This window comes from Streptomyces roseoviridis, assembly GCF_039535235.1.
GTDB lineage: Bacteria > Actinomycetota > Actinomycetes > Streptomycetales > Streptomycetaceae > Streptomyces > Streptomyces roseoviridis.
In genome coordinates, this window is sequence record NZ_BAAAWU010000001.1 from 4,409,438 (window position 1) to 4,431,996 (window position 22,559).

The 22,559-nt window shown below is 73.3% G+C and carries 19 protein-coding genes; 10 read left to right on the plus strand and 9 right to left on the minus strand.

Annotated features, from left to right (window positions below):
- Window positions 1–156 precede the first annotated feature (156 nt).
- From ABD954_RS20055 to ABD954_RS20065, 3 genes are all read right to left on the minus strand, one after another.
- Window positions 157–1,149, minus strand: coding sequence for an aldo/keto reductase (locus ABD954_RS20055; RefSeq protein ID WP_345487434.1), 993 nt, complete (start codon window positions 1,147–1,149; stop codon window positions 157–159).
- 120 nt (window positions 1,150–1,269) lie between these two features.
- Window positions 1,270–2,202: an NAD-dependent epimerase/dehydratase family protein gene (locus ABD954_RS20060; protein WP_345487436.1), complete on the minus strand. Its 933-nt coding sequence runs from the start codon at window positions 2,200–2,202 to the stop codon at window positions 1,270–1,272.
- Window positions 2,203–2,233: 31 nt separating this feature from the next.
- The gene (locus tag ABD954_RS20065; RefSeq protein ID WP_345487438.1) at window positions 2,234–3,157 is read right to left on the minus strand and encodes a ScbA/BarX family gamma-butyrolactone biosynthesis protein; all 924 of its coding nucleotides are present in this window, start codon (window positions 3,155–3,157) and stop codon (window positions 2,234–2,236) included.
- Window positions 3,158–3,614: 457 nt separating this feature from the next.
- Here ABD954_RS20065 and ABD954_RS20070 point away from each other — a divergent pair, with 457 nt between their 5' ends.
- Window positions 3,615–4,385, plus strand: coding sequence for a response regulator transcription factor (locus ABD954_RS20070; RefSeq protein WP_345487440.1), 771 nt, complete (start codon window positions 3,615–3,617; stop codon window positions 4,383–4,385).
- Between the two features lie 170 nt (window positions 4,386–4,555).
- Complete coding sequence (locus ABD954_RS20075) at window positions 4,556–5,257, plus strand: ScbR family autoregulator-binding transcription factor (protein ID WP_345487442.1); 702 nt, start codon at window positions 4,556–4,558, stop codon at window positions 5,255–5,257.
- A 200-nt stretch (window positions 5,258–5,457) separates the two neighbouring features.
- Here ABD954_RS20075 and ABD954_RS20080 read toward each other — a convergent pair whose 3' ends face one another.
- Both ABD954_RS20080 and ABD954_RS20085 read right to left on the minus strand, forming a co-directional pair.
- Window positions 5,458–6,039 carry a TetR family transcriptional regulator gene (locus ABD954_RS20080; RefSeq protein WP_345487444.1) on the minus strand — a complete coding sequence of 194 codons (582 nt, stop codon included), beginning with the start codon at window positions 6,037–6,039 and terminating at the stop codon, window positions 5,458–5,460.
- Between the two features lie 297 nt (window positions 6,040–6,336).
- Window positions 6,337–8,163: an acyl-CoA dehydrogenase family protein gene (locus ABD954_RS20085; protein ID WP_345487446.1), complete on the minus strand. Its 1,827-nt coding sequence runs from the start codon at window positions 8,161–8,163 to the stop codon at window positions 6,337–6,339.
- Window positions 8,164–8,425: 262 nt separating this feature from the next.
- On the opposite strand from ABD954_RS20085, the gene ABD954_RS20090 reads away from it, so the two are divergent.
- From ABD954_RS20090 to ABD954_RS20105, 4 genes are all read left to right on the plus strand, one after another.
- Complete coding sequence (locus ABD954_RS20090) at window positions 8,426–9,121, plus strand: ScbR family autoregulator-binding transcription factor (RefSeq protein WP_345487448.1); 696 nt, start codon at window positions 8,426–8,428, stop codon at window positions 9,119–9,121.
- 101 nt (window positions 9,122–9,222) lie between these two features.
- Window positions 9,223–10,458, plus strand: coding sequence for a cytochrome P450 family protein (locus tag ABD954_RS20095; RefSeq protein WP_345487450.1), 1,236 nt, complete (start codon window positions 9,223–9,225; stop codon window positions 10,456–10,458).
- A gap of 178 nt (window positions 10,459–10,636) precedes the next feature.
- Entirely contained in the window at window positions 10,637–11,440 is an 804-nt protein-coding gene (locus ABD954_RS20100) for a ScbR family autoregulator-binding transcription factor (protein ID WP_345487452.1), read from the plus strand.
- 89 nt (window positions 11,441–11,529) lie between these two features.
- Complete coding sequence (locus ABD954_RS20105; RefSeq protein ID WP_345487454.1) at window positions 11,530–13,215, plus strand: class I adenylate-forming enzyme family protein; 1,686 nt, start codon at window positions 11,530–11,532, stop codon at window positions 13,213–13,215.
- Here ABD954_RS20105 and ABD954_RS20110 read toward each other — a convergent pair.
- Entirely contained in the window at window positions 13,188–14,462 is a 1,275-nt protein-coding gene (locus tag ABD954_RS20110) for a M6 family metalloprotease domain-containing protein (protein ID WP_345487456.1), read from the minus strand. The two genes, ABD954_RS20105 and ABD954_RS20110, sit on opposite strands and share 28 nt — an antisense overlap.
- 217 nt (window positions 14,463–14,679) lie before the next feature.
- Between ABD954_RS20110 and ABD954_RS20115 the strand changes: the two genes are divergently transcribed.
- Window positions 14,680–15,351, plus strand: coding sequence for a TetR/AcrR family transcriptional regulator (locus tag ABD954_RS20115; protein WP_345487458.1), 672 nt, complete (start codon window positions 14,680–14,682; stop codon window positions 15,349–15,351).
- Window positions 15,352–15,426: 75 nt separating this feature from the next.
- A complete protein-coding gene (locus tag ABD954_RS20120; protein ID WP_345487460.1) occupies window positions 15,427–16,965 on the plus strand; it encodes an MFS transporter in 1,539 nt (512 codons plus the stop codon).
- A gap of 98 nt (window positions 16,966–17,063) precedes the next feature.
- Here ABD954_RS20120 and ABD954_RS20125 read toward each other — a convergent pair whose 3' ends face one another.
- A complete protein-coding gene (locus ABD954_RS20125) occupies window positions 17,064–17,552 on the minus strand; it encodes a MarR family winged helix-turn-helix transcriptional regulator (RefSeq protein WP_345487462.1) in 489 nt (162 codons plus the stop codon).
- Window positions 17,553–17,681: 129 nt separating this feature from the next.
- On the opposite strand from ABD954_RS20125, the gene ABD954_RS20130 reads away from it, so the two are divergent.
- The gene (locus ABD954_RS20130; protein ID WP_345492323.1) at window positions 17,682–18,443 is read left to right on the plus strand and encodes a dioxygenase family protein; all 762 of its coding nucleotides are present in this window, start codon (window positions 17,682–17,684) and stop codon (window positions 18,441–18,443) included.
- Here the strand turns inward: ABD954_RS20130 and ABD954_RS20135 are convergent, their stop codons facing one another.
- Entirely contained in the window at window positions 18,444–18,956 is a 513-nt protein-coding gene (locus tag ABD954_RS20135) for a GNAT family N-acetyltransferase (protein ID WP_345487464.1), read from the minus strand.
- Between the two features lie 154 nt (window positions 18,957–19,110).
- On the opposite strand from ABD954_RS20135, the gene ABD954_RS20140 reads away from it, so the two are divergent.
- Window positions 19,111–20,115, plus strand: a complete 1,005-nt coding sequence (locus ABD954_RS20140) for a sigma-70 family RNA polymerase sigma factor (protein WP_345487466.1) — start codon at window positions 19,111–19,113, stop codon at window positions 20,113–20,115.
- A 1,462-nt stretch (window positions 20,116–21,577) separates the two neighbouring features.
- Here ABD954_RS20140 and ABD954_RS20145 read toward each other — a convergent pair.
- A complete protein-coding gene (locus tag ABD954_RS20145; protein ID WP_345487468.1) occupies window positions 21,578–22,537 on the minus strand; it encodes a helix-turn-helix transcriptional regulator in 960 nt (319 codons plus the stop codon).
- Window positions 22,538–22,559 lie beyond the last annotated feature (22 nt).

Sequence of the window (22,559 nt, forward strand, 5' to 3'; positions counted from 1 at the left end):
CTGCTGAGAGTACGAATACGTCCGGCCGGCCCGCCCGTCTGGCGAGCTCCCGGCCGGTCCTGCGGGTCGGTTCCGCCGCGGCGGCAGGCACCCCGTACGGGCACGTGCCGCCACGGCACGGTCAGCACGCGGAGGTGCTCACCGGGCGGACGTGCGCTACCAGGCGTACGCCTCGGGCGCCGGCTTGGCGCCGTTCGGGCCGGGCGGCGGGAACAGCTGGTCCAGCCTGGCCAGCGTGCCGGTGTCGAGCCTGATCGACAGGGCCCGCAGCGAGCCGTCGAGCTGCTCGGCCGTGCGCGGCCCGATGATGGGGCCGGTCACGCCCTCCTGCGCGAGCAGCCAGGCCAGACCGACGTGCGCCGGGTCCTCCCCGATCTCGGCGCACAGCTTCTCGTACGCCTCGACCGTGTCGCGGTGCTGGGCGAGCAGGCCCGCCGAGTGACCGGAGGTGCCGCGGGCCGCGCCGCCCTCCTTCATCTTGCGCAGCACACCGCCGAGGACACCGCCGTTCAGCGGCCCCCACGGGATCAGGCCGAGGCCGTAGTGCCGCGCCGCCGGCAGCACCTCGAGCTCGACCCAGCGGGTCATCAGGTTGTACCGCGACTGCTCGCTGACCAGGCCCAGGAAGTGCCGGGAGCGGGCGGCCTCCTGCGCCTGCGCGATGTGCCAGCCGGCGAAGTTGGACGAGCCGAAGTAGAGCACCTTGCCCTGCTGGCGCAGGACGGAGAACGCCTCCCAGATCTCCTCCCACGGAGTGCTCCGGTCGACGTGGTGCATCTGGTACACGTCGATGTAGTCGGTGCCCAGCCGCTTCAGCGACGCCTCGCAGGCACGCCGGATGTTCAGCGCCGACAGGTACGACTCGTTGGGCCAGCTGCCGGTCGGCAGGTAGACCTTGGTGGCGAGGACGGTCTTCTCGCGCCGCCCGTTGCCGCCGGCGAACCACCGGCCGATGATCGGCTCGGTGGGCTGCTCGCCCGGCCGGGTGCCGTAGACGTTGGCCGTGTCGAAGAAGTTGATGCCGCGGTCGTGCGCCCGGTCCATGATCGTGTGGCTGTCGGCCTCGGAGGTCTGCGTCCCGAAGTTCATCGTGCCGAGCACGAGCCGGGACACGGACAGTCCGCTGCGGCCGAGGTTGGTGTATTCCACGTGTGCCAGTCCTTCAGATAGTGCTGGATCGCCGACCGCGCGCGCCGGGGCGGCGGTCGGGGCTGAGGGGTGTGCCGTACGGGCCGGTCCGGGGCCCGTACGGCGGGGGAGCGCCGGGGATCAGGCGGCTGCCGCCTGGTCCGGGTACCACTCCTTCATGCGGGCGAGGTCCTCCTCCCAGCTCCGGCCCGGGGTCCGGCCCAGGTCTGCCCAGAGCGGGGCGCTGTCGAACCAGTGGTCGGTGGCGAGGAGGTCGAGCGCACGGGTGGCGGCCCCGTTCTCCGTCGGAAGGGCACGGGCGTGGGCCAGGCTGATGCTCCGCCGGGCCGGCCGGGGTGCGGTGCTGTCGGCCACCGCGTCCAGCAGTGCGGACGCCGTGACCGGGGTGGGGTACGCCGCGTGGTAGACGCTGGTCGACAGCCGTGCGCGCGGGGCGCGTCCGACCGCCACGAGCAGCGCGGCGAGTTCGATCACGCTGATGACGGAGATCCGGGCGTCCCAGCCGGTCGGGGTGCCGGGCAGGGAGCGCAGCAGCCGGGTGAGTCCCGGCACGACCCAGGTGTCGCCCGGACCGTAGACCAGGTGCGGCCGGACGACGATCCCCCCGGCGGCGAGGACGGCGTCCTCGGCCCGGGCGCGGGTGCGCGAGGTGGGCGACTGGGGCCGGCGCGGGAGCTGCTCGGGACGGGCGCACCGGAAGATGCCCCGGCCGTAGACGGAGGCGGTGCTGAGGTAGACGATGCGGGACACCCCGGCGCGCTGCGCCTCGGCGACGAGCGCGGCGGTTCCCCTGGCGTTGACGGCCTCGTTGGCCTCCGGTGTCCCGCCGATCCGGGAGGCGCAGTGGAGCAGGACGTCGGCGCCCTCGCACAGGCCGCGCAAGGAATCCGGGTCCGCCAGGTCCGCCCGGACGGTCCGGGTCCGGCCGGCCGGCGGCGGCTGCGTCGGCCGGCGGTGCGCCACCAGGGTGAGGTCCCCGCCGGCGCGGGCCGCTTCCCGGGTGACCTGGGCGCCGATGAAGCCGCCCGCCCCGGTGATCAGGATGTTCTGCACGTGGGCGCTCCGGTCGCGTGACGGTGACGGCTCAACGGCTGGTGGTCCGCAGCGTGAGGTGGGCGACGAAGAGCGACTGGCCGCGCTGGAGTCCGCGGGCGCGTACGTGGATGTCGCCGGCGGCGTCGACGGCGACCGGCTCGGCCTCGATGAAGCAGGGCTCGTCGAGTTCGGCGTACCGCTCGAAGGTGCTGTCCAGGTCGAGGACGAGGGTGTCGGGCATGCCGGTGACGGCGCGGGCGGCCTGGCGGGCCCCCTCCAGGAGCACCATGCCCGGGACGTGGTCGCAGCGGTGGTCGAAGAAGATCGGGTGGTTGCAGTCGACGCGCAGCTCCCACCGGTTGTCCGGGCCGTCCGGGTCGTCGGAGAGGACCACGTGCTGGGGGTCGGTGCGGCCCACCCGGGCGGGGTCGATCGGCTGCCCCGGGAGGCGGTCGACGCAGGTGGGCCGCCCGCCTCTCAGGCGCTCGTACACGCTCGGCCCGGCCAGGGTGAAGGCCCCGCCGGCGGTGGCCAGGGCCACCCCGTCGACCTTCGCGGTCACGTCCAGGCGCATGCCGCGCAGGTCGTTGCCCCTTCGGACGATGTCGCGGCACACCGTGTGCAGTTCGACCTCGGTGGGGGTGGGGGTGGCGACGAACAGGTCCGTGGTGGCGGCGAACGATATCGACCGCATGAGGAACTGGTGACCGAAGGCCACTCCGTACTCGGCGTGGGCGAGCAGCGGGCCGCTCTGGCGGACCGACTCGACCAGCAGCATGGGGTCCTGGTAGCCGCCGGACTGGGCGAAGAGCGCGTGGCCCCGCGGCCACTGGGCCGTCACCACGAAGGTGTGCGGCTCGGCCGTCGGCCGCCAGCCGGTGAGCAGGACCTCGGACACGGCGGCTCGGTGGACGTACTGGCGCGGAACGGTGGTGGTGAGACGCGTGATGGCGGAGTCGAGCATTGCGGTCATGGCTGGCGCTCCTGTCTGTTTTCGGGCAGGGCGGAGCTGCTGAGCGTGCGGCAACAGCCCCCGGTCCACACACCCCACAAAATACAGACAGGTCTGTTGGGTAAATCAAGTAAAAAGTTGGGGTCGGGCGTGTCGGGGAGTGGAGGGCGAGCCTCCGCGATCCTTGACTGCACTGGGCAACGACCGTTCCACGCAACGAGGTTGACGAACGGACAGTTTTGCCGGTTCTTGGCCATCATGCCGCAGTCGCTGACCTGCTGCGCGACGGTCGTGGTCGCCGGAACATATCCGGGCAATCTCACGGTCGACGCAGGTCATAGCATTTGTCAGGCGTTTGTCACGCCCGTCTTGACTCTCATTGACAATCAGACAAGTCTGTTTGGTATCTTCGCGACGCACCTGAACTTCGATACGAGCATGTGGCAGGCAGCGATCGCCCCCGCTCCAGGAGGACCGGATGAACCAGCAGGTAGCAGACCTACCCGATTCCCACACCGTGCGGCATCACCCCGTGCCCCAGCACAGCCACCCGGCCATGCCGCGACTGCACGTCCCGGTCGAGCACCCTGCCCTGCGCATCCTGGTCGTCGAGAACGAGGAGCGCTCGGCCAGGGCGCTGGTGCAGGACCTGATCCGGCGGGGGTACCGCGCCGACAGCGTCACCACCGGGAGCCAGGCGCTCCAGGTGCACCGTCAGGCCGACCTGATCCTGCTCGACCTCGACCTCACCGACCTGGACGGGCTCGAGGTGTGCCGGAGCATCCGCGCGATGAGCGACACCCCGATCATCGCCGTCACCGAGCGCGGCAGCGAGCTCGACCGCGTCCTCGGGCTGCAGGCCGGCTCGGACGACTACATGGTCAAGCCCTACGGATTCCACGAACTCCTGGCCCGCATAGGGGCGGTGATGCGCCGCGTGCGGCCGTCCCCGACCGCCCGGACCATCGAGCACGGCCCGCTGCGGATCGACGCCGACACCCGCAAGGTCACCCTGCACGGCCGGCCCGTCGACCTCACGCGCAAGGAGTTCGACCTGCTGCACGCGCTCGCGATCCAGCCGGGCGCCGTCGTCTCCCGGCGGCAGCTGATGACCCAGGTCTGGGACGACGCCTGGTCGCACAAGGGCCGCACCATCGACACCCACGTCAGCAGCGTGCGGGGCAAGCTCGGATCCAGCCACTGGATCGTGACCGTCCGCGGCGTCGGATTCCGCCTGGGCAACCCGTGAGGTGCCGCGCCGCTTCCCGGTGCCGGAGGCCGTCGCCGTCGGCACCGGGAAGCGCGGCGGAAATGCGCGATCCGTCTCCTCTCCTCCGCGCGCCCCTGGTCAGTCACGCGTAGGTAAGTAGAATGCAGACTTGTCTGTATCGTTCGTTGGCGAGTGGCAAGGATCCGGGTATGGCAAAACAGGAACGCGGAACGCGATCGCGGCAAGCGATCCTGGAGGCCGCCGCCGAGGTCTTCGACCGTCGTGGATTCGAGGCCGCGAGCACCAACGAGATCCTCGCGCGCAGCGGTCTGACCCGTGGTGCCCTGTACCACCACTTCCCGTCCAAGGAGTCGATCGCCCTCGCGCTGCTCGACGCGCACAGCGGCGCCCTCCTGGCGCCCGAGCGGTCCACCAAACTCCAGTCGATCATCGACCTGAGCTTCGCGTTCGCCTTCCGGCTCCAGAGCGATCCGGTGCTGCGGGCCAGCGTGCGGCTGGCCTTGGAGGCCACGTTCCCCCTCCCGGGGAAGACGCCGTACGAACAGTCCAGCGTGGCCACCCGCGCACTCCTCGAAGAGGCCCAGCAGCAGGGCGAGGTCCTGCCGGGCCTGAACCTGGCCGAGGTGACGGACGTCATCGTCGGCGCGTTCACCGGCATGCAGGTGATGTCGCAGGTGTACAGCAAGCGCGAGGACCTGCCCGAGCGCGTCACCGCGATGTGGCGGCTCATGCTGCCGGGCATGGTCACCCCCGGCATGATCGGAAACCTGCGCATCGTCCCGCCCTCGGCCGCCGAGACCGCCGCCGACCAGGCCCGGGCCGAGGCGTTCGCGGCAGCGGAAGCGGCCGCAGCGGCCGAAGCGGCCGAAGCCGGCACCCCCGCCCCGTAGCCCCCCGCGCCCTCGCCGCCCGGCGAGGGCGTCCGCATGCCGCCGTGGAAGAGCGGGGCCGCCCCGGCCGTTCGGGCCGTGTGCCCCCGCCGTACGGGCGTCCGCCTGCCCCCGGCCGTACGGGTCCGCGCTCCGGCCGGGCGTCTGCCTGCCCCTGGCCGTACGGGTCCGCGCTCCGGCCGTACGGGCGGGGACCTCCGCTACTGGCTCGGCACGCAAGCCGCGTCACGCCGCAGTTCGGACTCGGCCGCGCCGCGCGGCACGTCGGCCGCGCCGCCGTGCCAGTCCTCGGAGAAGAGCGGCAGCAGCACGTCCCATATCCGCTCGGTGTTCTCGCGGCTCCACCACGTCGTGTCGGTGTACCCGAGGGACTCCAGGCCCGCGGTGACCACGACCGCCAGGTCCGCGAGCACCCGCCGCTCGGGCCGGTCGGGGGCTTCCGTCAGGACCTCGGCCCGCACCCGGGCCAGCACCTCGTCCCTCAGCCGGGGCGGACTGTCGCTGCCGTCGGCGGCCAGGCGCAGCCCGGCCCGCACCAGCTGGTCCTCGGTCAGGGCCTTGCCCAGGGCGACGCTGAAGCGCGCCGGCGCGTCCGCGCCCCGCTCGCCGAAGCTGTCGTCGGCCAGCGCGAGGACGCGGTCCTGGGCCTGGGCGTGGACCTCCGCCACCAACTCCGCGATGGACGGGAAGTGGTGGTAGAGCGCGCCGCGGCTCACCCCGGCGGTGTTACAGATGTTGACCAGTCCTGCGTCGGCGAGCCGGCCGTTCGCGATGAGTTCCACGGCGGCACGCACGAGTGCCTGACGGGTCGTTTGCGACCGTTTTTGCATCGCGCATGCCCCTTGCCCGGTACGTCAGCTCTCAGTACGACATCCCCCTGTGTGAGGAGACACCGAAAGCGTCTCCCGCAGCAAGAACCATACAGCCATGCCTGTTTCAATGGACACCCACTGAAGGTTCGCATCCCTCTTCGCACGGAAGACGGCCGATTTCTGCTGTTGAGCGCCGTGTACGCGTCAAGGCGGCCGAAACCCGTTTACTCAATGGTCATACAGGTCTGTTTGTTTTTGAACCCTCGGTCAGGCTCCGAAGCGGTCCAGGTAGTCGGCGTTCGCGAGCGGGACGGCGGCCAGGAACTCCTCGGGGAGGTCGAAGGCGTCCACCAGGGTCGTCAGGTGCGGGGCCAGGTCCGCGATCACGCGGTCGGTCGTGGTGTGCAGGGCCTCGACGTGGCCGGCGGTGAGGTGGCCCGCGACCAGCAGGTCGCCGGTGTGCGGGCGGAGCTCCTGGAGGAGGAAGAGCCGGGAGACGTTCTCCATCAGGAACCGGGCGCGCGGGGAGGCCGCGCGGGCCGTCGCGTCCAGCAGGGCGTCGGCGGCGCGCAGCCGGGCGTGGGCGGCGACCATCTCCAGGGCGGCGCCGGAGGTCTCGTTCCAGCGGCCGACCGGGTCGCCGGAGGGGCCGCCGCGCAGGGCGCTGCGGGCGCGGGTCTGCCAGACGCGCTCCACGCAGGCGTGCAGGTCCCGCAGGAAGGCGAGGTCGGTGAGGTCCCCCCGGGGCGGGAGCGCGGGGCCGGCCTCGTGGGCGAAGAGCATCTCGGAGGCGGCCTTCACCCAGATCACCAGGTTGTCGCCCTCGGCGGTGATGCCGCCCTCCACGTTGAGCGGCAGGTCGGCGATGCCGTTGCCGGGGAAGAGGCCCTGCGCGCCGCACCGCTCGCGGGCCTCGATGGTGATGTCGCGGGCCTGCCAGGTGATCCAGCCCTTGGCGACGGCGATCAGCCGCTCGACGTCCTCGCGCTCCTCGGCGTCTGCGGGGTCGTGGCCGGCCCAGCGGTCGAGGACGGAGCGGTGCAGCAGCGTCATGGCGTAGGCGGTGGCGAGGGAGTGCAGCAGCCGGCCGTGGTGGCTGCGGTGGGCGGCGAGCGGTATGCGCTCACCGGCCCGCGGGGCGCCGATCCGCCGGTGGTGGGCGTAGCGGACGGCGATGGCGAGGGCGGCCCGGGCCATCCCGAGGGTTCCGCCGCTCATGCAGAGCTTGCCCATGGTGACCCGGCCCACCGAGCGCAGGAACCGCTTGCGCCGGTTGCCGAGGCTGCTGGTGAGCCGGCCGTCCTTGTCGAGCCGGCCGTGGGCGGCCTCCAGCATCGCCTCGCGGGGGAGCCGTACGTGGTCGAAGGCGGTGAGGCAGTGGTCGACCGGGGTGCCGGTGCGGTCGGGCAGCCGGCTGACCCGTATGCCGGGCAGATGGCCGTCGGCGTCGCTGAGCGGGGTCAGGAAGAGGAAGATCCCCTGGTCCTGGTCGTCGACGAGCAGCCGGGCGGCGACCACGGCGGTCTTGGGGCCGCCGGCCAGGCTGGTGTTGGGCATGAACTTGCGGGCCCCCGGGTTGGGCGTGTGCAGGACGAAGCCGCCGGTCGCGCGGTCGAAGACGGCGACGGTCTCCAGGGAGGTGACGTCGTTGCCGTGGGCGAGCTCGGTGCACAGGAAGGTGCCGGTGCGCTCCATCGCGGTGTACGGGGAGAGGTCGCGCCGGTAGCCGTCGTGGTCCAGGAGGCTGCCGAGGAAGAGGTTGTAGTGGATGCTCGCCAGGGTGCACAGTCCGCCGTCGACGAAGCCGGTCCACTCGTGCAGGGCGGCGAGCCGGCGGGCGTCGTAGCTGAGCGCCTCGGCCCCGGCTCCGGCCACGGTGTCGTTGACCAGGCGCAGCCGCTCGTAGGAGAGGGCGGTGCGCTCGGCGGGGGTCAGCCCCGGGCGCGGGGCGAAGTCGTCGCCGGAGATCAGCCGGCGCCACTCACCGTGGACCCGCTCGCGGTCGTCACCGTCGAAGAGCAGACGGGTGAGGTCGTCCGCGCCGCTGCCCTCGCCGGCGCCTTGTCTGACCGGCGCTTGCGCGTGCTGGAGCATCGAATGTCCCCCGATGTGAGTGGGCCCGACAGGGGTCTGGGTGGCCGATGACGAAGATATGGACCATCCGGTTTTCTTTCAACCTTGTCAAACCGGTTGGATGGTTTTATTCTCGAAATGTGGATGTGTGAAGGATTGTGCCTGCCCGGGCTCACCCTACTGCGACGGGAGTTCGAGTGGGCGCGGCACCGTCCCCGCACCCACGCGAGCCGTCGGAATACCAACCTCGCGGTCTCTTCGTCCGTGAGGTACGGAGGATGCAGTGGCACAACAGGAGCGGGCCATCCGCACACGCCAGAAGATCGTGATGGCCGCCGCCGAACTCTTCGACGAGGTCGGCTACGAGGCCGCGACGATCTCCGAGGTCCTCAAGAAGTGCGGCGTCACCAAGGGGGCCCTGTACTTCCACTTCTCCTCCAAGGAGGAGCTCGCCCAGGAGGTCCTCGCCGGCCAGGTCGCCGCGCTGCCGCCGGTGCCCCGGCGTGAGCTCCACCTCCAGCAGTTCACCGACGAGGCGCTGGTCCTCGCCCATCTGCTGCACCTCGGCGACCCCATGGTGCGCGGCAGCGTCCGCCTCACCGTGGACCAGGGATCGCCGCACGACGGCCTCGACCGGCGCGTTCCCATGCAGGGGTGGATCGACCACAATGTGGACGTCCTCACCCGGGCCAAGGACGCCGGGGAGCTGCTGCCGCACGTCGACATCCCCTCCGCCGCCACCCTGTTCGCCGGGAGTTTCACCGGAGTTCAGGTGCTGTCCAAGATCATGACGAACCATGCCGACCTGGTGGAGCGGGTGGCCGACCTCATGCGGACGCTCCTGAGCGCCATCGCCGTCCCCGGAGTGCTGCTCCGCCTGGACTTCACCTCCGGGCGCGCGGAGCGGGCGTACGGGGAGGCCGTACGGCTGCGCGAGACGCCGGCGGCGATCCCGGACGCGAGCCCGGCGACCGCCTGACGGGGCATCACCACAGGGGAGGGGAAGCCCGGTTCTCCTCGGTTGCGTGTGCGGTGGGGGCACGCACGGAACGCAGGCACACCCGAATGGAGAGAGCACACATGGACACGGCTTCCTGCCCCTACGCGCTGGACGTGACCGGTCGAGACCTGGCCGGCGAGGCCGCCGTACTGAGGGAACGCGGCCCCGCCGTCGAGATCGAACTGCCCGGCGGCGTCCGCGCCTGGGCCGTCGTCGGCCAGGAACACGTCGAGCGGCTCCTCGTCGACCCCCGCGTCTCCAAGGACGCCCGGCGCCACTGGCCCGCCTTCGTCGAGGGCCGGATCACCCCCGAGTGGCCGCTCTACCCGTGGGTCGCCAACGAGAACATGCTCTTCTCCTACGGGGCCGAGCACGCCCGGCTGCGCCGCCTGGTCGCCGCCGCGTTCACCGCCCGCCGCACCGCCGCCCTGCGGCCCCGGGTCGAGGAGATCGCGAGCGCCCTCCTCGACGGGCTCGCCGGCCGCCTCGCCACCGGTGAGACCGTCGAACTGCGCACCGGATACGCCGATCCGCTGCCGCTGCAGGTCATCTGCGAGCTCTTCGGCGTCGCCGAGGGGGCCGCCCGCGACGAACTCACCGCCGCCCTGCGCACGGTCTTCAGCTCCAGCGTCAGCGCCGAGACCATGGAGGCCGCGCGCGGCACCGCCTTCCGGCTGCTCGGCGAGCTCGTGGCCGCCCGCCGGCAGGAGCCGGGCGACGACCTGACCTCCTCCCTGATCGCCGCCCGCGACGGCGCCGACGCCCTCACCGAGAACGAACTCCTCGGCTCGCTCTTCCTGTTGATCGCCGCGGGACAGGACACCACCGCCACCCTCGTCGTCAACGCCACCGCCGCGCTGCTGACCCACCCCGACCAGCTGGCCCACGTCCGGGCCGGCCGCGCCACCTGGGACGACGTGGTCGACGAGACCATGCGCACCCACAGCCCCGCCGCCTACTCGCCGCTGCGCTTCGCCGTCGAGGACATCGAGCTCGACGGGGTGAAGATCGCCCAGGGCGACCCCATCCTCGTCAACTTCGCCGCCGCCGGCCTCGACCCGCGGCGCTACGGGGCCGACGCCGCCCGCTTCGACCTGCTGCGCACCGACCGCGACGTCCTCGGCTTTGGTCACGGCGTGCACCGGTGCCTGGGCGCCCCGCTCGCGACCCTGGAGGCCACGGTCGCCCTCGCCGCCCTCTTCGAGCGCTTCCCCGACCTGGAACTGGCCTGCCCGCCCGAGGAACTGACCGCGCTGCCGACCTTCCTGCTCAACGGCTACGGGGCCCTGCCCGTACGGATTCCGGCCCGCGTCTGAGAGTCACGCCGTGGGGGCCGGGGCGCGCCGCCCCGGCCCCACGGACCCAAGTCCCCGGTCCGCCCCTGCCGTTCGGTTTTTCCGTCGACCGGAAAACCGCTCACCCGGTTTGTTACAGTGGGTGCGGAAAAGTGACATGTGTTGGCGCCCCCCGGCGTAGTGACGGAGTGAGTCCCCCTTGGCCAAGCAGGAGCGGGCGATCCGAACCCGCAACGCCCTCGTCGAGTCGGCCGCCGAGCTCTTCGACCGGGACGGCTTCGAGGTCGCGTCCCTCGCGACCATCAGTGCCCGCGCCGGAGTCAGCAGCGGAGCCCTGCACTTCCACTTCCCCAGCAAGGCGGCCCTGGCCGACGCGGTCGTCGCGGCGGCCGCCGAGCGGCTGGTGCGCATCACCCGGGAGCGCGAGACGCTTCCGCTGCAGGCCCTGATCGACGCCAGCCACGAACTCGTCCAGGGCCTGCGGTCCGACGCGGTGCTGCGCGCCGGCTTCGACCTGAGCGCCGCCCCGGAGCGCACCAGGACGGCGCGGGACCTGCGCCGGCAGTGGCGCGAGTGGGTCGAGTCCCTCGTCGTACGGGCCGAGCGGGCGGGGCTGTTGGCCCCGGACGTGGCCGCCCGTGACGTGGCGGCGGCGGTGGTGGCGGTGGCCGCCGGGCACGAGGCCCTCGGCCACCAGGATCCGCGCTGGCTGGAGCGGGCACCGCTGACCCGGTTCTGGGCGTTCCTGCTGCCGCGCGTGGTCGGTGCCGCCCGGGTCGGCCTGTTCGTCGCCTCGGGCGATCCGGAGGCGGAGCCCGCGCCCGAGCCCCGGACGGCCACCGCGCCCCTCGCCGAGCCCGCGCCCGCCTCCGCGCCCGCGCCCCTCGCCGAGCCCGCGCCCGCCTCCGAGCCCGCGCCGGCCGCGCGCGCCACCGAGCCCCTTCCCGGGCCCGCCCGCGAGCGTGCCCACGGCCCCTCGACGGGGGCCGACGTCCGCTCTTGACCGGCACGGCGGCCGCGCATAGCGTCGCTTCCCGGTCCGCGCCCGGGGCGGGACGGCAGAACGCAGGGAAGACGGAAAGAGGGCCCACCGTGGTCGAGTCGCACACGGACGCGCCCATCCCGCCCCTCGCCCCGCCGTGCCCCGACCCGCTCACCGCGCCCGGCGCCCCCTTCGCCGTCGAGGACGGCGTCTACACCGGCGGCCCCCGGACCCTGCGCGAGTTCGTGGAGGCCGTCTGGGGCTTCGGCGACCGGCCCTTCCTCGTCTCCGAGGACGGCGTGACGAGTTACCGGGAGTTCTTCGACGCCGCCTGCGGCCTCGCCCGCCGGCTCGTCGACGTGCACGGCCTGCGCCCCGGTGACCGCGCCGTCGTCGCGATGCGCAACCACCCGGAGTGGCAGGTCGCCTTCTGGGCCGCGCAGCTCGCCGGGCTGGTCGCCGTCCCGCTCAACGCCTGGTGGACCGCGCACGAGTTCGCCCACGCCCTCGACGACTGCGCCCCCGGCGTCCTGCTCGTGGACGGCGAGCGGGTGGAGCGCGTGGCCGCCTGGGCCGCGGCCCGCTCCGTACCCGCGATCGTCTTCCACCCGGAGCCGGACCGTCCGCTGCCCGGTGGCTTCGAGCGCTACGTCCCCGACACCGATCCGTTCCTCGGGCCGCCGCCCGTGGACGTGCTGCCCGAGCACGACGCCACGATCTTCTACACCTCCGGCACCACCGGCCGCCCCAAGGGCGCCGTCGCCACCCACCTCGCCCAGGCCGGTGCCGCGACGCACCCCCGCTACTTCGCCGCCGTCTCCGCGCTCCGCCGCGGCGAACGGCCCGGCGCCGGGCCCGCGCCGGTCTCCCTGACCACCTTCCCCTTCTTCCACGTGGCCGCCTTCACCTCCTTCTACTCGGTCATGGCGGCCGGCGGCACGCTCGTCCTCATGCGCAAGTGGGACCCGGCCAGGGCCCTGGAGCTGATCCGCGCCCACCGCGTCACCCATTACGCCGGCGTCCCCACCACCGCCCTCCAGCTGCTCGACCTCGCCGAGCGCACCGGCGACCCGCTGGAGTCGCTCACCCTGATCAGCACCGGCGGCGCGCCCGCCCCGGCCGGGCTCACGGCCCGCCTCGCCGCCCGGTACGGCGAGCGGATCGAGCCCCGCAACGGCTACGGCCTCACCGAGACCTGCGGCGGTGTGCTCGCCCACTTCGGCGCCGAGTACCGGGCCCACCCCGAGAGCGCGGGCCGGCCCGCCCCGGCGGTCGAGGTGCGGATCGAGCGGCCGGACGCCGAGGGCGTCGGTGAGCTGTGGCTGCGCGGCCAGTCCCTGTTCCGCGGCTACTGGGGCGACGAGGCCGCCACCCGCGCCGCCTTCGCCCCGGACGGCTGGTTCCGCACCGGCGACCTCGCCCGCCTGTGCGACGGCCGGGTCACCATCGTCGACCGGGTCAAGGACATGGTGATCCGGGGCGGCGAGAACGTGTACTGCGTCGAGGTCGAGGAGGTGCTCCAGCGCCATCCGGCCGTCGCCGAGGCCGCGGTCCTCGGCCTCGCGCACCCCGAGCTCGGCGAGGAGGTGGCGGCCGTGGTCCGGTTCCGGCCCGGCGCGACGGCCGGCGCCGAGGAGCTGCGGGCCCACGTGGCGGCGCGGCTCGCCGCCTTCAAGGTGCCGGCCCACGTCCTCGTACGGGAGGCGGAGCTGCCCCGCAACGCGACCGGGAAGATCCTCAAGCGCGAGCTGCGCGAGGCGATGGCGGCTCAGGAGCGCGAGACGCGGATCCGGTAGCCGCCGGTGGCCGCGTCCTCGCCGAGGACGGTGATGCGGACGCCGTTGGTCCGGTCGGTGAAGGTCTCGCCCGTGCGGAACGGGGCGTCCGACAGCTCGGCGTGGACGTTGGGCCGCCGGGTGCAGCCGCCGGTGCCCTCGTCGCTGTCGGCGACGGTGACCGGCCCGTGCCCGGTGTCGACGTCCGTGTCGACCCGGTAGACGAGCACGCCCGGCTTGCAGACCGCCTCGTCGTTGCCCTCGCGGGTGCGCACCTCGGCCGCGTAGCCGGAGGTGCCGGAGAGCGGCACGAAGGCCAGCTTGCGGCCGCCGGACCGGGCGAGCGGGGTGAGGGTGAACTCGGCGTCGCCGGTCCGCGAGGCGCAGCCGACCTGCTCGTCGTCGAGCCAGCCCAGCTTCCACTTGTGCCAGCCGAGCAGGTCGTTGTTGGCCCCCCAGTCCTCGGACATGATGTCCCAGTGCCCGACCGTGCCGCCGCCGTCGACGGTGTAGAGGTCGGGAAGGCCGAAGACGTGGCCGTTCTCGTGCGGCAGCACCCGGTAGCCGGTCTGCGCGTACGTCCCGGAGCCGTCGTCCTGACGGCTGTAGACGAAGGACGTGTTGGCGAGCGGGACGCCGTCCGCGTAGGGCGCGTCACCGTTGCCGGAGAAGGTCACGGACAGCACGGTGTCGAGGGCCGAGGGCCCGGCGTTCGGGGTGACGAGGACGTTCACCAGGTCGTACGCGCTGAAGTCCACCTTCGCGTCGGCGGCCTTCACGAGGTCCTCGACGAGCCTGCGGTAGCCCGGCTCGTACGGCGCGCCGCGCTCGACCCCGTACGAGGCGAAGGGGCGGGGCATCCGCAGCCAGTCGGGTATCGGGGCCTCCGGGTGGTACGTGAGGCGGCCGTAGGAGCTGACGCGGAACCAGTCGGCGGTCTGCGGGAAGAACTCGCGGAAGCGGTTCATGGCCGTGCCCTGCCCGGGGGCGTCGGAGAAGTCGACCATCAGGTTGAGGGCCCTGATCCGGCCGGTGGAGCGGGCGTAGCCGGGTGCGGTGGGCAGCCCCTCCGACATCTGCACACCCATCGTCGTGGCGATCCGGCACGGTTCCAGCGGCGAGTCCCGGGGCGCCGCGGCCACGGGGCCCGCCGAGGCGGGGGCCGGGCCGGGCAGGGTCGAGCTGGCGGTGGCCAGGGCGGCGAGCGCGAGGGCGGTCACCGAAGCCAGGGCGATGGGCCTGCGTATCCGTCGGCGGGTCTCCTGCATGCGGTCGCCTCTCTGTCCGCGCGCCGGTGCGATCGGCGCCGTGCGATCAGCCTGAGCGGGCCGCCCGGGAGGCGCGCGCCGAGTGACCCGACCGGGCGATGTGACGCAGGTCACTCACATGGCGGGAAATAACCGGGGACTCGTTCCCCGTTCTGCCCTGTGTCCGCGAAACGGGGAACGAGTCCCCGGATCACTTCACCAGCAGGGAGACAGCGACGTGAGCACCAGCACCGGTACGGCGGCCGCGGCGCCCCCGCGCCGTGCGGCCCGCCCGCGGGCCGACGCCCTGCGCAACCGCGAGCGGCTCGTGACCGCGGCCCGGGAGATGTTCGTCGAGTCCGGCCCCCAGGTGCCCCTGGACGAGATCGCCCGCCGCGCCGGAGTCGGCAACGCCACGCTCTACCGCAACTTCCCCGAGCGCGCCGACCTCGTCCACGAGGTCGTCCTCTCCCTCATGGCCCGCGTCGCCGAGCGCGCCCGCGAGGCCGCCGAGCAGGAGAGCGACGCCTTCGCCGCCGTCCGCCGCTTCGCCCACGCCGCCGCCGACGAGCGGGTCGGCGCCCTGTGCCCGATGCTCGACGGCGACTTCGACAAGGAGCACCCGGAGCTGCGCGCCGAGCGCGAGCGGCTGGAGGAGGCCGTCCACGGCCTCGTCGTCCGGGCGCAGGAAGCCGGGCGGATGCGGGCCGACGTGAGCGTCGTCGACCTGATGGTCGCGCTCTTCCAGCTGACCCGGCCGCTGCCCGGCACGGCCTGCTCGCACATGGACCGCTTCGTCCACCGCCATCTGCGGCTGTTCCTCGACGGCCTGGAGGCCCCGGCCCGCTCCGCCCTGCCCGGCGCGCCCGCGACCCTGGAGGACCTGAGGCGCGAAGCCTGCGGCGCCTGAGCCGCCCCGACCGAACGCACCCCCCGCCCCGTACGTCCTTTTTTCACCCTTCCGCGCCAAGAGGTGGCTACCCCCATGTCCAGAATCACCGAGACCTCCCCGCCGGCCCAGGCCGATCCCAGCCGCTGGAAAGCCCTGCTCTTCATCGCCCTCGCCCAGCTGATGGTCGTGCTCGACGCGACGATCGTGAACATCGCGCTGCCCTCCGCCCAGCAGGACCTGGGGATCTCGGACGGCAACCGCCAGTGGGTCATCACCGCCTACGCGCTCGCCTTCGGCGGTCTGCTGCTGTTCGGCGGCCGCGTCGCCGACCTGTGGGGCCGCAAGCGGACCTTCGTGGTCGGCCTGATCGGCTTCGCCGCGGCCTCCGCCCTCGGCGGCGCCGCCAGTGGCGAGGCCATGATGCTCGGCGCCCGCGCGCTCCAGGGCGCGTTCGGCGCGCTGCTCGCCCCGGCCGCCCTCTCCCTGCTCGCGGTGATGTTCACCGACGCCAAGGAGCGGGCCAAGGCCTTCGGCATCTACGGCGCGATCGCCGGAGGCGGCGGCGCCGTGGGCCTGATCCTCGGCGGCTTCCTCACCGAGTACCTGGACTGGCGCTGGACCTTCTACGTGAACATCCCGTTCGCGGTCGTCGCCGCGGCCGGCGCCTACTTCGTGATCCGCGAGCCCTCCGGCGGCCGCAACCGCGCCCCGCTCGACGTCCCGGGCGTGATCCTGTCCACCCTCGGCCTGGTCTCCCTGGTCTACGGCTTCACCCGCGCCGAGTCCGAGGGCTGGTCGGACCCGCTGACCATCTCGCTGTTCATCGCCTCCGTCGTGCTCCTCGCCGGCTTCGCGGCCGTCGAGGCCGTGGTGAAGTCCCCGCTGCTGCCGCTGCGCGTGATCACCGACCGCAACCGCGGCGGCGTGTACCTCTCCCTCGGCCTCGCCGTCATCGCGATGTTCGGCCTGTTCCTGTTCCTGACCTACTACCTCCAGGTCGTGAAGGGCTACTCGCCGGTCCGGACGGGCTTCGCGTTCCTCCCGATGATCGCCGGCATGATCGTGGGCTCCACCCAGATCGGCACCCGGCTGATGACCCGGGTCCCGCCGCGGCTCCTGATGGGGCCCGGCTTCCTCACCGCCGCCCTCGGCATGCTGCTCCTGACGCAGCTGGAGACCGGCTCCTCGTACGCCGGACTGATCCTGCCGGCCCAGCTGCTGCTCGGCCTCGGCATGGGTACGGCGTTCATGCCGGCCATGTCCCTGGCCACGCACGGGGTCGACCCGCGGGACTCCGGTGTGGCCTCCGCGATGGTGAACACCTCGCAGCAGGTCGGCGGTGCCATCGGTACGGCGCTGCTGAACACCATCGCCGCCTCGGCGACCACCGCGTACCTCACCGACCACGCGGCGGCCGCGACCACCCCGGCGGCGCGGCAGCTGCTCCAGCTCCAGGGCATGGTCGAGGGCTACACGGCCGCCATCTGGTGGGCGGTCGGCATCCTGGTCGTCTCGGCGACGCTGGCGGTCACCCTGATCAACACGGGCCGGCCGGGAACCGGCGCGGTGGCGGCCTCCGGCTCCGGCTCCGGTGCCGAGGACGAGGTCAAGGTGCCGGTGATCGTTCACTGAGATCGTTCACCGACCGTGCGGGGCGCCCGGCCCCGTCCCGCTTCCGGCGACCTGCCCTGGCTCAGTGGAGCCGGGGCAGATCCGCGTCCGGGCCTGGTTCAGCGGAGCCAGGGCAGGTCCGCGTCCGGGCCGGCGGGCTGGAGGCCCTCGGCGACGGTCCGCATGATCGCGCCGAGCTGCTCGACCTGCTCGTCCGTCAGCCGGTCGAAGAGGGCCTGCCGTACGGCCCCGACATGCCCGGGCGCGGTCCGGCGCAGCACCTCGTACCCCTCGTCCGTCAGTCGCGCGAACTGGCCGCGCTTGTCGGAGGGGCACTCCTCGCGCGCCACCCAGCCGTTCTTCTCCAGCCGGGCGACGGCGTGCGACAGGCGGGAGCGGGTGATCTTCACGTCCCTGGCCAGCTCCGTCATCCGCATCCGGCGGCGGGGGGCCTGGGAGAGCTGGACCAGCAGTCCGTAGTAGACGTGGGGCATCCCGGCGTCGCGCTGCAGCTGGCGGTCGAGATGGTCCTCCAGGAGGGTGGTGGCGTGGAGGTAGGCGCGCCAGACGCGCTGTTCCTCGTCGCTGAGCCAGCGGGGTTCGGTCATGGATCCATGGTACGGCCACTTCTTGAAAGTTGAACTACATCGCCGTACGCTGGGGTCATAGCTTGAAACTTCAAGGACCATGAACGGGAGGCGGTCGCGGTGGACACCACACGGCACACGCAGGAACGGATGCCCGCGCTCTACCTCTCGCACGGCGCCCCGCCGCTCGCCGACGACCCCGTCTGGCCCGGCCAGCTCGCCGCCTGGGCCGCCGGCCTGCCCCGCCCCACGGCGATCCTCATGGTCTCCGCCCACTGGGAGGAGGCCCCCCTCGCCCTCGGCGCCACCGAGACCGTCCCCCTCGTGTACGACTTCTGGGGCTTCCCCGAGCACTACTACCGGGTCCGGTACGCGGCCCCCGGCGCCCCCGGGCTCGCCGACGCCGTCCGCAAGCTGCTCCGCGCCCCCGGCACCCCGGTGCAGGACATCCCCGACCGGGGCCTCGACCACGGCGCCTACGTCCCGCTCGTCGAGATGTTCCCCGAGGCCGACGTCCCCGTCCTGCAGATCTCGCTGCCCACCCTCGACCCGCGCCGCCTCATGGACATCGGCCGCAGGCTCGCCCCCCTGCGCGACGAGGGCGTCCTCATCGTCGGCAGCGGCTTCTTCACCCACAACCTCGCCGCCCTCCGGCACACCGGAGTGCCCGGCTGGTCCGCCGAGTTCGACGCCTGGGGACGCGAGGCGCTCGCCGCGCACGACGTCGACGCCCTGCTCGACTTCGAGTCCGCCTCACCGGCGGGCCGGCTCGCCCACCCCCGCACCGAGCACTTCGCCCCCCTCTTCGTCACCCTCGGCGCCGCCGACGCGACCGGCGACCTGGACCGGGGGCGGAGCGTCATCGACGGCTTCTGGATGGGCCTGGCCAAGCGCTCGGTCCAGTTCGGCTGATCAGAGGTCCTTCTCGTACCAGGCCACGTCCCAGTAGCGCCCGAACTTCCGCCCCACCTGCCCGAACGTGCCGGCGTGGCGGAAACCGAAGCGGGCGTGCAGCCGGACCGAGGCGGCGTTCGGCAGCGCGATCCCGGCGTACGCCCGGTGGACGTCCTCGCCCGCCAGGACCCGGAACAGCTCCCCGTACAGCAGGGTGCCGATGCCCCGCCCGCCGGCCGTGGGGGAGAGGTAGACGCTCACCTCCACCGAGGTGTCGTACGCGGCCTTCGGCCTGAAGGCGCTGCTCGTCGCGTAGCCGAGGATCCCGCCCGCCTTCGTTGCCTGAGCAACCAAAAGGCGGTGGGGGCCGTCTCCAGGGTGGGAGCGGAGCCAAGGGAGCCGCTGCTCCGGAGTGAAGGGCTCCGTGTCGAATGTGATCGCGGTCTCACGGACGTAGTGGTTGTAGAGCTCGGTGAGCGCGGCCAGATCACCCTCCGTGCCCGCCCTGACCTGCACATTGCCGGGATCCATCGGCACGCCCTCCCCGTCGTCGGCGGCGCAGGATACTGCATGATCGCCAAAACTCAGGTGCCGGGTGGGAATTCTGTCCTGATTCCAGTCGTTGTTTCCGTCGGATGCAGGGCACCCGTAAGGGTGTCGCGACCTACTCAGCAAGGGAGCACGCATGGCAACCCGTGCCGTCGCCCGTCGTCAGTCGTCCGCCGCGAGCGGGACCGGCGGCCGGGCAAGCAGCGTTCGCGCCGTGGGCGGGGAGATCGCCGACCGCGACCTGGTCGGCATGTACCTCGACGAGATCGCGCGTACGCCCCTGCTCGACGCCGCCAAGGAGGTCGAGCTCTCCCAGACCATCGAGGCGGGCGTCTACGCCCAGCAGATCCTCGACGGAGAGGTGGAGAGCGAGGCCGCCGGCGCCTCGCGCGAGGAGCTCGAAGCGCTGGTCGCCGAGGGCGAGCGTGCCAAGGACCTCTTCATCAAGTCCAACCTGCGCCTTGTCGTCGCCGTCGCCCGGCGCTACCCGCGCAGCGGCCTGCCCCTGCTCGACCTGATCCAGGAGGGGAACGCGGGCCTGGTGCGGGCGGTCGAGAAGTTCGACTACGCGAAGGGCTTCAAGTTCTCCACGTACGCCACGTGGTGGATCCGCCAGGCCATCACCCGCTCCATCGCCGACCAGTCCCGCACGATCCGGCTCCCCGTCCACCTGGTGGAGGAGCTGGGCCGCATCCGCCGGGTGCAGCGCGAGTTCAACCGCGAGCACGGCCGCGAGCCGGAGCCCGCCGAGATCGCCGCCGAGCTGGGCTCGACCCCCGAGCGGGTCATCGACGTCCTCGACTGGTCGCGCGACCCGGTCTCGCTGAACATGTCGGTGGACGACGAGGGCGAGACCCAGTTCGGCGACCTCCTGGAGGACACCTCGGCCGTCTCCCCGGAGCAGTCCGTCATGACCCTGCTGCGCAGCGAGGAGCTGGACGACCTCATCGACCGGCTGGACCACCGCACGGCCTCCATCATCCGCATGCGCTACGGCATCGAGGACGGCCGCGAGCGCACCCTCACCGAGGTCGGCAAGGAACACGGCCTGACCCGCGAGCGCATCCGCCAGATCGAGAAGCACGCCCTCCTCGAACTGAAGAAGCTGGCCCGCGACACGGGCTTCGACGCGGTGGCGTAACGGGGCACCCACGCCGCCGCCGGGGCCGACGGCCCCGTCTTGGCGTCACCGCGCCGGGGGCGACGGCCCCGGACCTGCCCCGGGGGGGCGCCGCGCCGGGGCCGGGGCCCCGGACCCGCCCGGGGAGGGGGCGCGTGCGGCGGAGCGGCTCATGCCCGCGCGTACGGCCACGGGCCTTGTGTTGGGGCCCGCCCGCCAGACATGGCCGCCCGCGAGGGCTCGCGAGGGCTCGGCTCACCGGCGGGGCCGCCAGCGGCCTCAGGGGTCCGGCCCGCGAGGGCCCATGAGGTTCGGCTCACCGGCGTGGCCGCCAGCGGCCTCCGGGGCCCGGTCGGCACCCGCGCGTACGGCCACGGACCTCGTGCTGGGGTCCGCCCGCCAGGCGTGGCCGCCCGCGAGGGCTCGCGAGGGCTAGGCTCACCGGCGTGGCCGCCAGCGGTCTCGGGGGCCCGGTCGGCACCCGCGCGTACGGCCACGGGCCTCGTGTTGGGGTCCGCCCGCCAGGCGTGGCCGCCCGCGAGGGCTCGCGAGGGCTCGGCTCGCCGGCGTGGCCGCCAGCGGTCTCGGGGGTCCGGCCCCGCACCCGCGCGTACGGCGCTCGGTCCCGGACTCGCCCGAGCGTGGCCGCGTCCGGGTGCCCGGCTCACTGGCGTGGCCGCCGTCGGCCTTCCAGGCCGGCCCGCCCCCGGGGCACCGCTGGACGGCCGACCGCAGGCCTCCGCTCGCCCTCCCGCGCCGTCGCGACGGCTGACCGCAGGTTCCTGCGTGTCCATCCACAGCAGTGGCGGCCGGGGCCCGGGGGCCTGGCTCCCGTCCGCGCGTACGGCGCTCGGCCCCCGACCCGCCCAGCGCCGTCGCCCACGGCCGATCTCAGGTCCCCGCTCGCCTACGTGCCACCGCTCGCGGCAACCCACGGGGGGCCGCCGTGGCCCGCCGACCGGGCCGCATCGCCACCGCGCTCAGCCGGGCGAGCAGCAGGGCTTGGGCTCGCCCCGGTGCAGCCGCTCGCGGCCGCCCCTCCCGGGCCCCGGCTCGCGCTACCGCCCACGGCCGACGCCGACGCCGACCGCAGGTCCCGGTTCGCGACCGCGCCCCCGCTCACGCCGGTCGCAGGTCCCGGCGGGGCCGATGACAGCAGCCTCCAGGGCCCGGCTCGCCGTCACCACTGCGCACGGCCGCCTTCGGTGGTCGCCGTGCCTGGCCATCCGCGAGTCGGATTGCGACCGCGTAAGCCTGGCGAGCAGCAGCGGGCTCGGGGCACCCCCGCGTGGCCGTCAAGGCCGCCGCCGCGGACCCCGGCTCCCGCCGCGGACCCCGGCTCCCGCCGCGGACCCCGGCTCCCGCCCCAGCCACCACCCAGGCCAACCGCAGATCCCGGCGCACCTCTCTGCGGCCCGCTCACGGCCGTCGAGGACCCCGGTTCGCGTCCGCGCCACCTGCCCGCGGCCGACCGCAGGTCCCCTCACCCCCGCGTGGCCGCCGACAGCCTCCCCGTCAGGTCCTCCACGTACGCGATCAGCGACGCCGGGCCGTGGATCGTGAACTCCGCGTCGACCAGCGCCAGCCGCAGGGCCAGCCACTCGACGGAGTCGACGGTGCGGGCCCGCAGCCGGCAGGCCGTCTCCCCGTCGGCCACCGGCGCCAGGTGTGCCGGCAGCCGCGCCGCCACGAACTCCGCCGGTGCCTCGAAGCTCACGTCGAGGTCGAGCTCCGGCTGGGTCCGCGTCATCGACCGCTCCAGATAGGCCGCCGCGTCCCCGGCCGGCAGCTCCCGCGGCGCGAAGCGCGCCCCGGTGGGGAAGGGCTCGCTGACCCGGTCGACCCGGAACGTCCGCCAGTCCTCCCGCCCCAGGTCGTAGGCGACGAGGTACCACCGTCGGCCCGTCGACACGAGCCGGTAGGGCTCCACGAGCCGTTTCGTCTCCGCCCCGTCGCCCGCCCGGTAGCCGAACCGCAACCGCTCCTGCCCGGTGACCGCGCCCGCGAGCGCGGTCAGGGTCTGCGGCGCGACGGTCGCCCCGTCCCCGCGCGTGAGCGGGATCGTGGCGTTCTGGAGGGTGGAGACGCGGTGCCGCAGCCGGGACGGCAGGACCTGCTCCAGTTTGGCCAGCGCCCGTACAGATGCCTCCTCGACGCCCTCGATGGCGTGCCCCGCACCCGCCCGGAGCCCCACCGCGATGGCGACGGCCTCCTCGTCGTCGAGGAGCAGCGGCGGCATCGCGGTGCCGGCCACCAGGCGGTAGCCGCCGACGGCGCCCATGGTCGCCTCGACCGGGTAGCCGAGGTCGCGCAGCCGGTCGATGTCCCGCCGGATGGTGCGCGGCGAGACCGAGAGCCGTTCGGCGAGCTCGCTGCCCGGCCACTCACGAGGGGTCTGGAGGAGCGACAGCAGATTCAGGAGTCGTGCCGGTGTGTCGGTCATGCGTCCAGGATGCGCGCCATCT

What these genes read in the sequence shown, in the direction of transcription:
- ABD954_RS20065 (WP_345487438.1), bottom strand. Translation starts at nt 3,157, where the DNA reads ATGACCGCAATGCTCGACTCCGCCATCACGCGTCTCACCACCACCGTT.
- ABD954_RS20070 (WP_345487440.1), top strand. Translation starts at nt 3,615, where the DNA reads ATGAACCAGCAGGTAGCAGACCTACCCGATTCCCACACCGTGCGGCAT.
- ABD954_RS20075 (WP_345487442.1), top strand. Translation starts at nt 4,556, where the DNA reads ATGGCAAAACAGGAACGCGGAACGCGATCGCGGCAAGCGATCCTGGAG.
- ABD954_RS20085 (WP_345487446.1), bottom strand. Translation starts at nt 8,163, where the DNA reads ATGCTCCAGCACGCGCAAGCGCCGGTCAGACAAGGCGCCGGCGAGGGC.
- ABD954_RS20095 (WP_345487450.1), top strand. Translation starts at nt 9,223, where the DNA reads ATGGACACGGCTTCCTGCCCCTACGCGCTGGACGTGACCGGTCGAGAC.
- ABD954_RS20110 (WP_345487456.1), bottom strand. Translation starts at nt 14,462, where the DNA reads ATGCAGGAGACCCGCCGACGGATACGCAGGCCCATCGCCCTGGCTTCG.
- ABD954_RS20120 (WP_345487460.1), top strand. Translation starts at nt 15,427, where the DNA reads ATGTCCAGAATCACCGAGACCTCCCCGCCGGCCCAGGCCGATCCCAGC.
- ABD954_RS20125 (WP_345487462.1), bottom strand. Translation starts at nt 17,552, where the DNA reads ATGACCGAACCCCGCTGGCTCAGCGACGAGGAACAGCGCGTCTGGCGC.
- ABD954_RS20130 (WP_345492323.1), top strand. Translation starts at nt 17,682, where the DNA reads ATGCCCGCGCTCTACCTCTCGCACGGCGCCCCGCCGCTCGCCGACGAC.
- ABD954_RS20135 (WP_345487464.1), bottom strand. Translation starts at nt 18,956, where the DNA reads ATGGATCCCGGCAATGTGCAGGTCAGGGCGGGCACGGAGGGTGATCTG.
- ABD954_RS20140 (WP_345487466.1), top strand. Translation starts at nt 19,111, where the DNA reads ATGGCAACCCGTGCCGTCGCCCGTCGTCAGTCGTCCGCCGCGAGCGGG.
- ABD954_RS20145 (WP_345487468.1), bottom strand. Translation starts at nt 22,537, where the DNA reads ATGACCGACACACCGGCACGACTCCTGAATCTGCTGTCGCTCCTCCAG.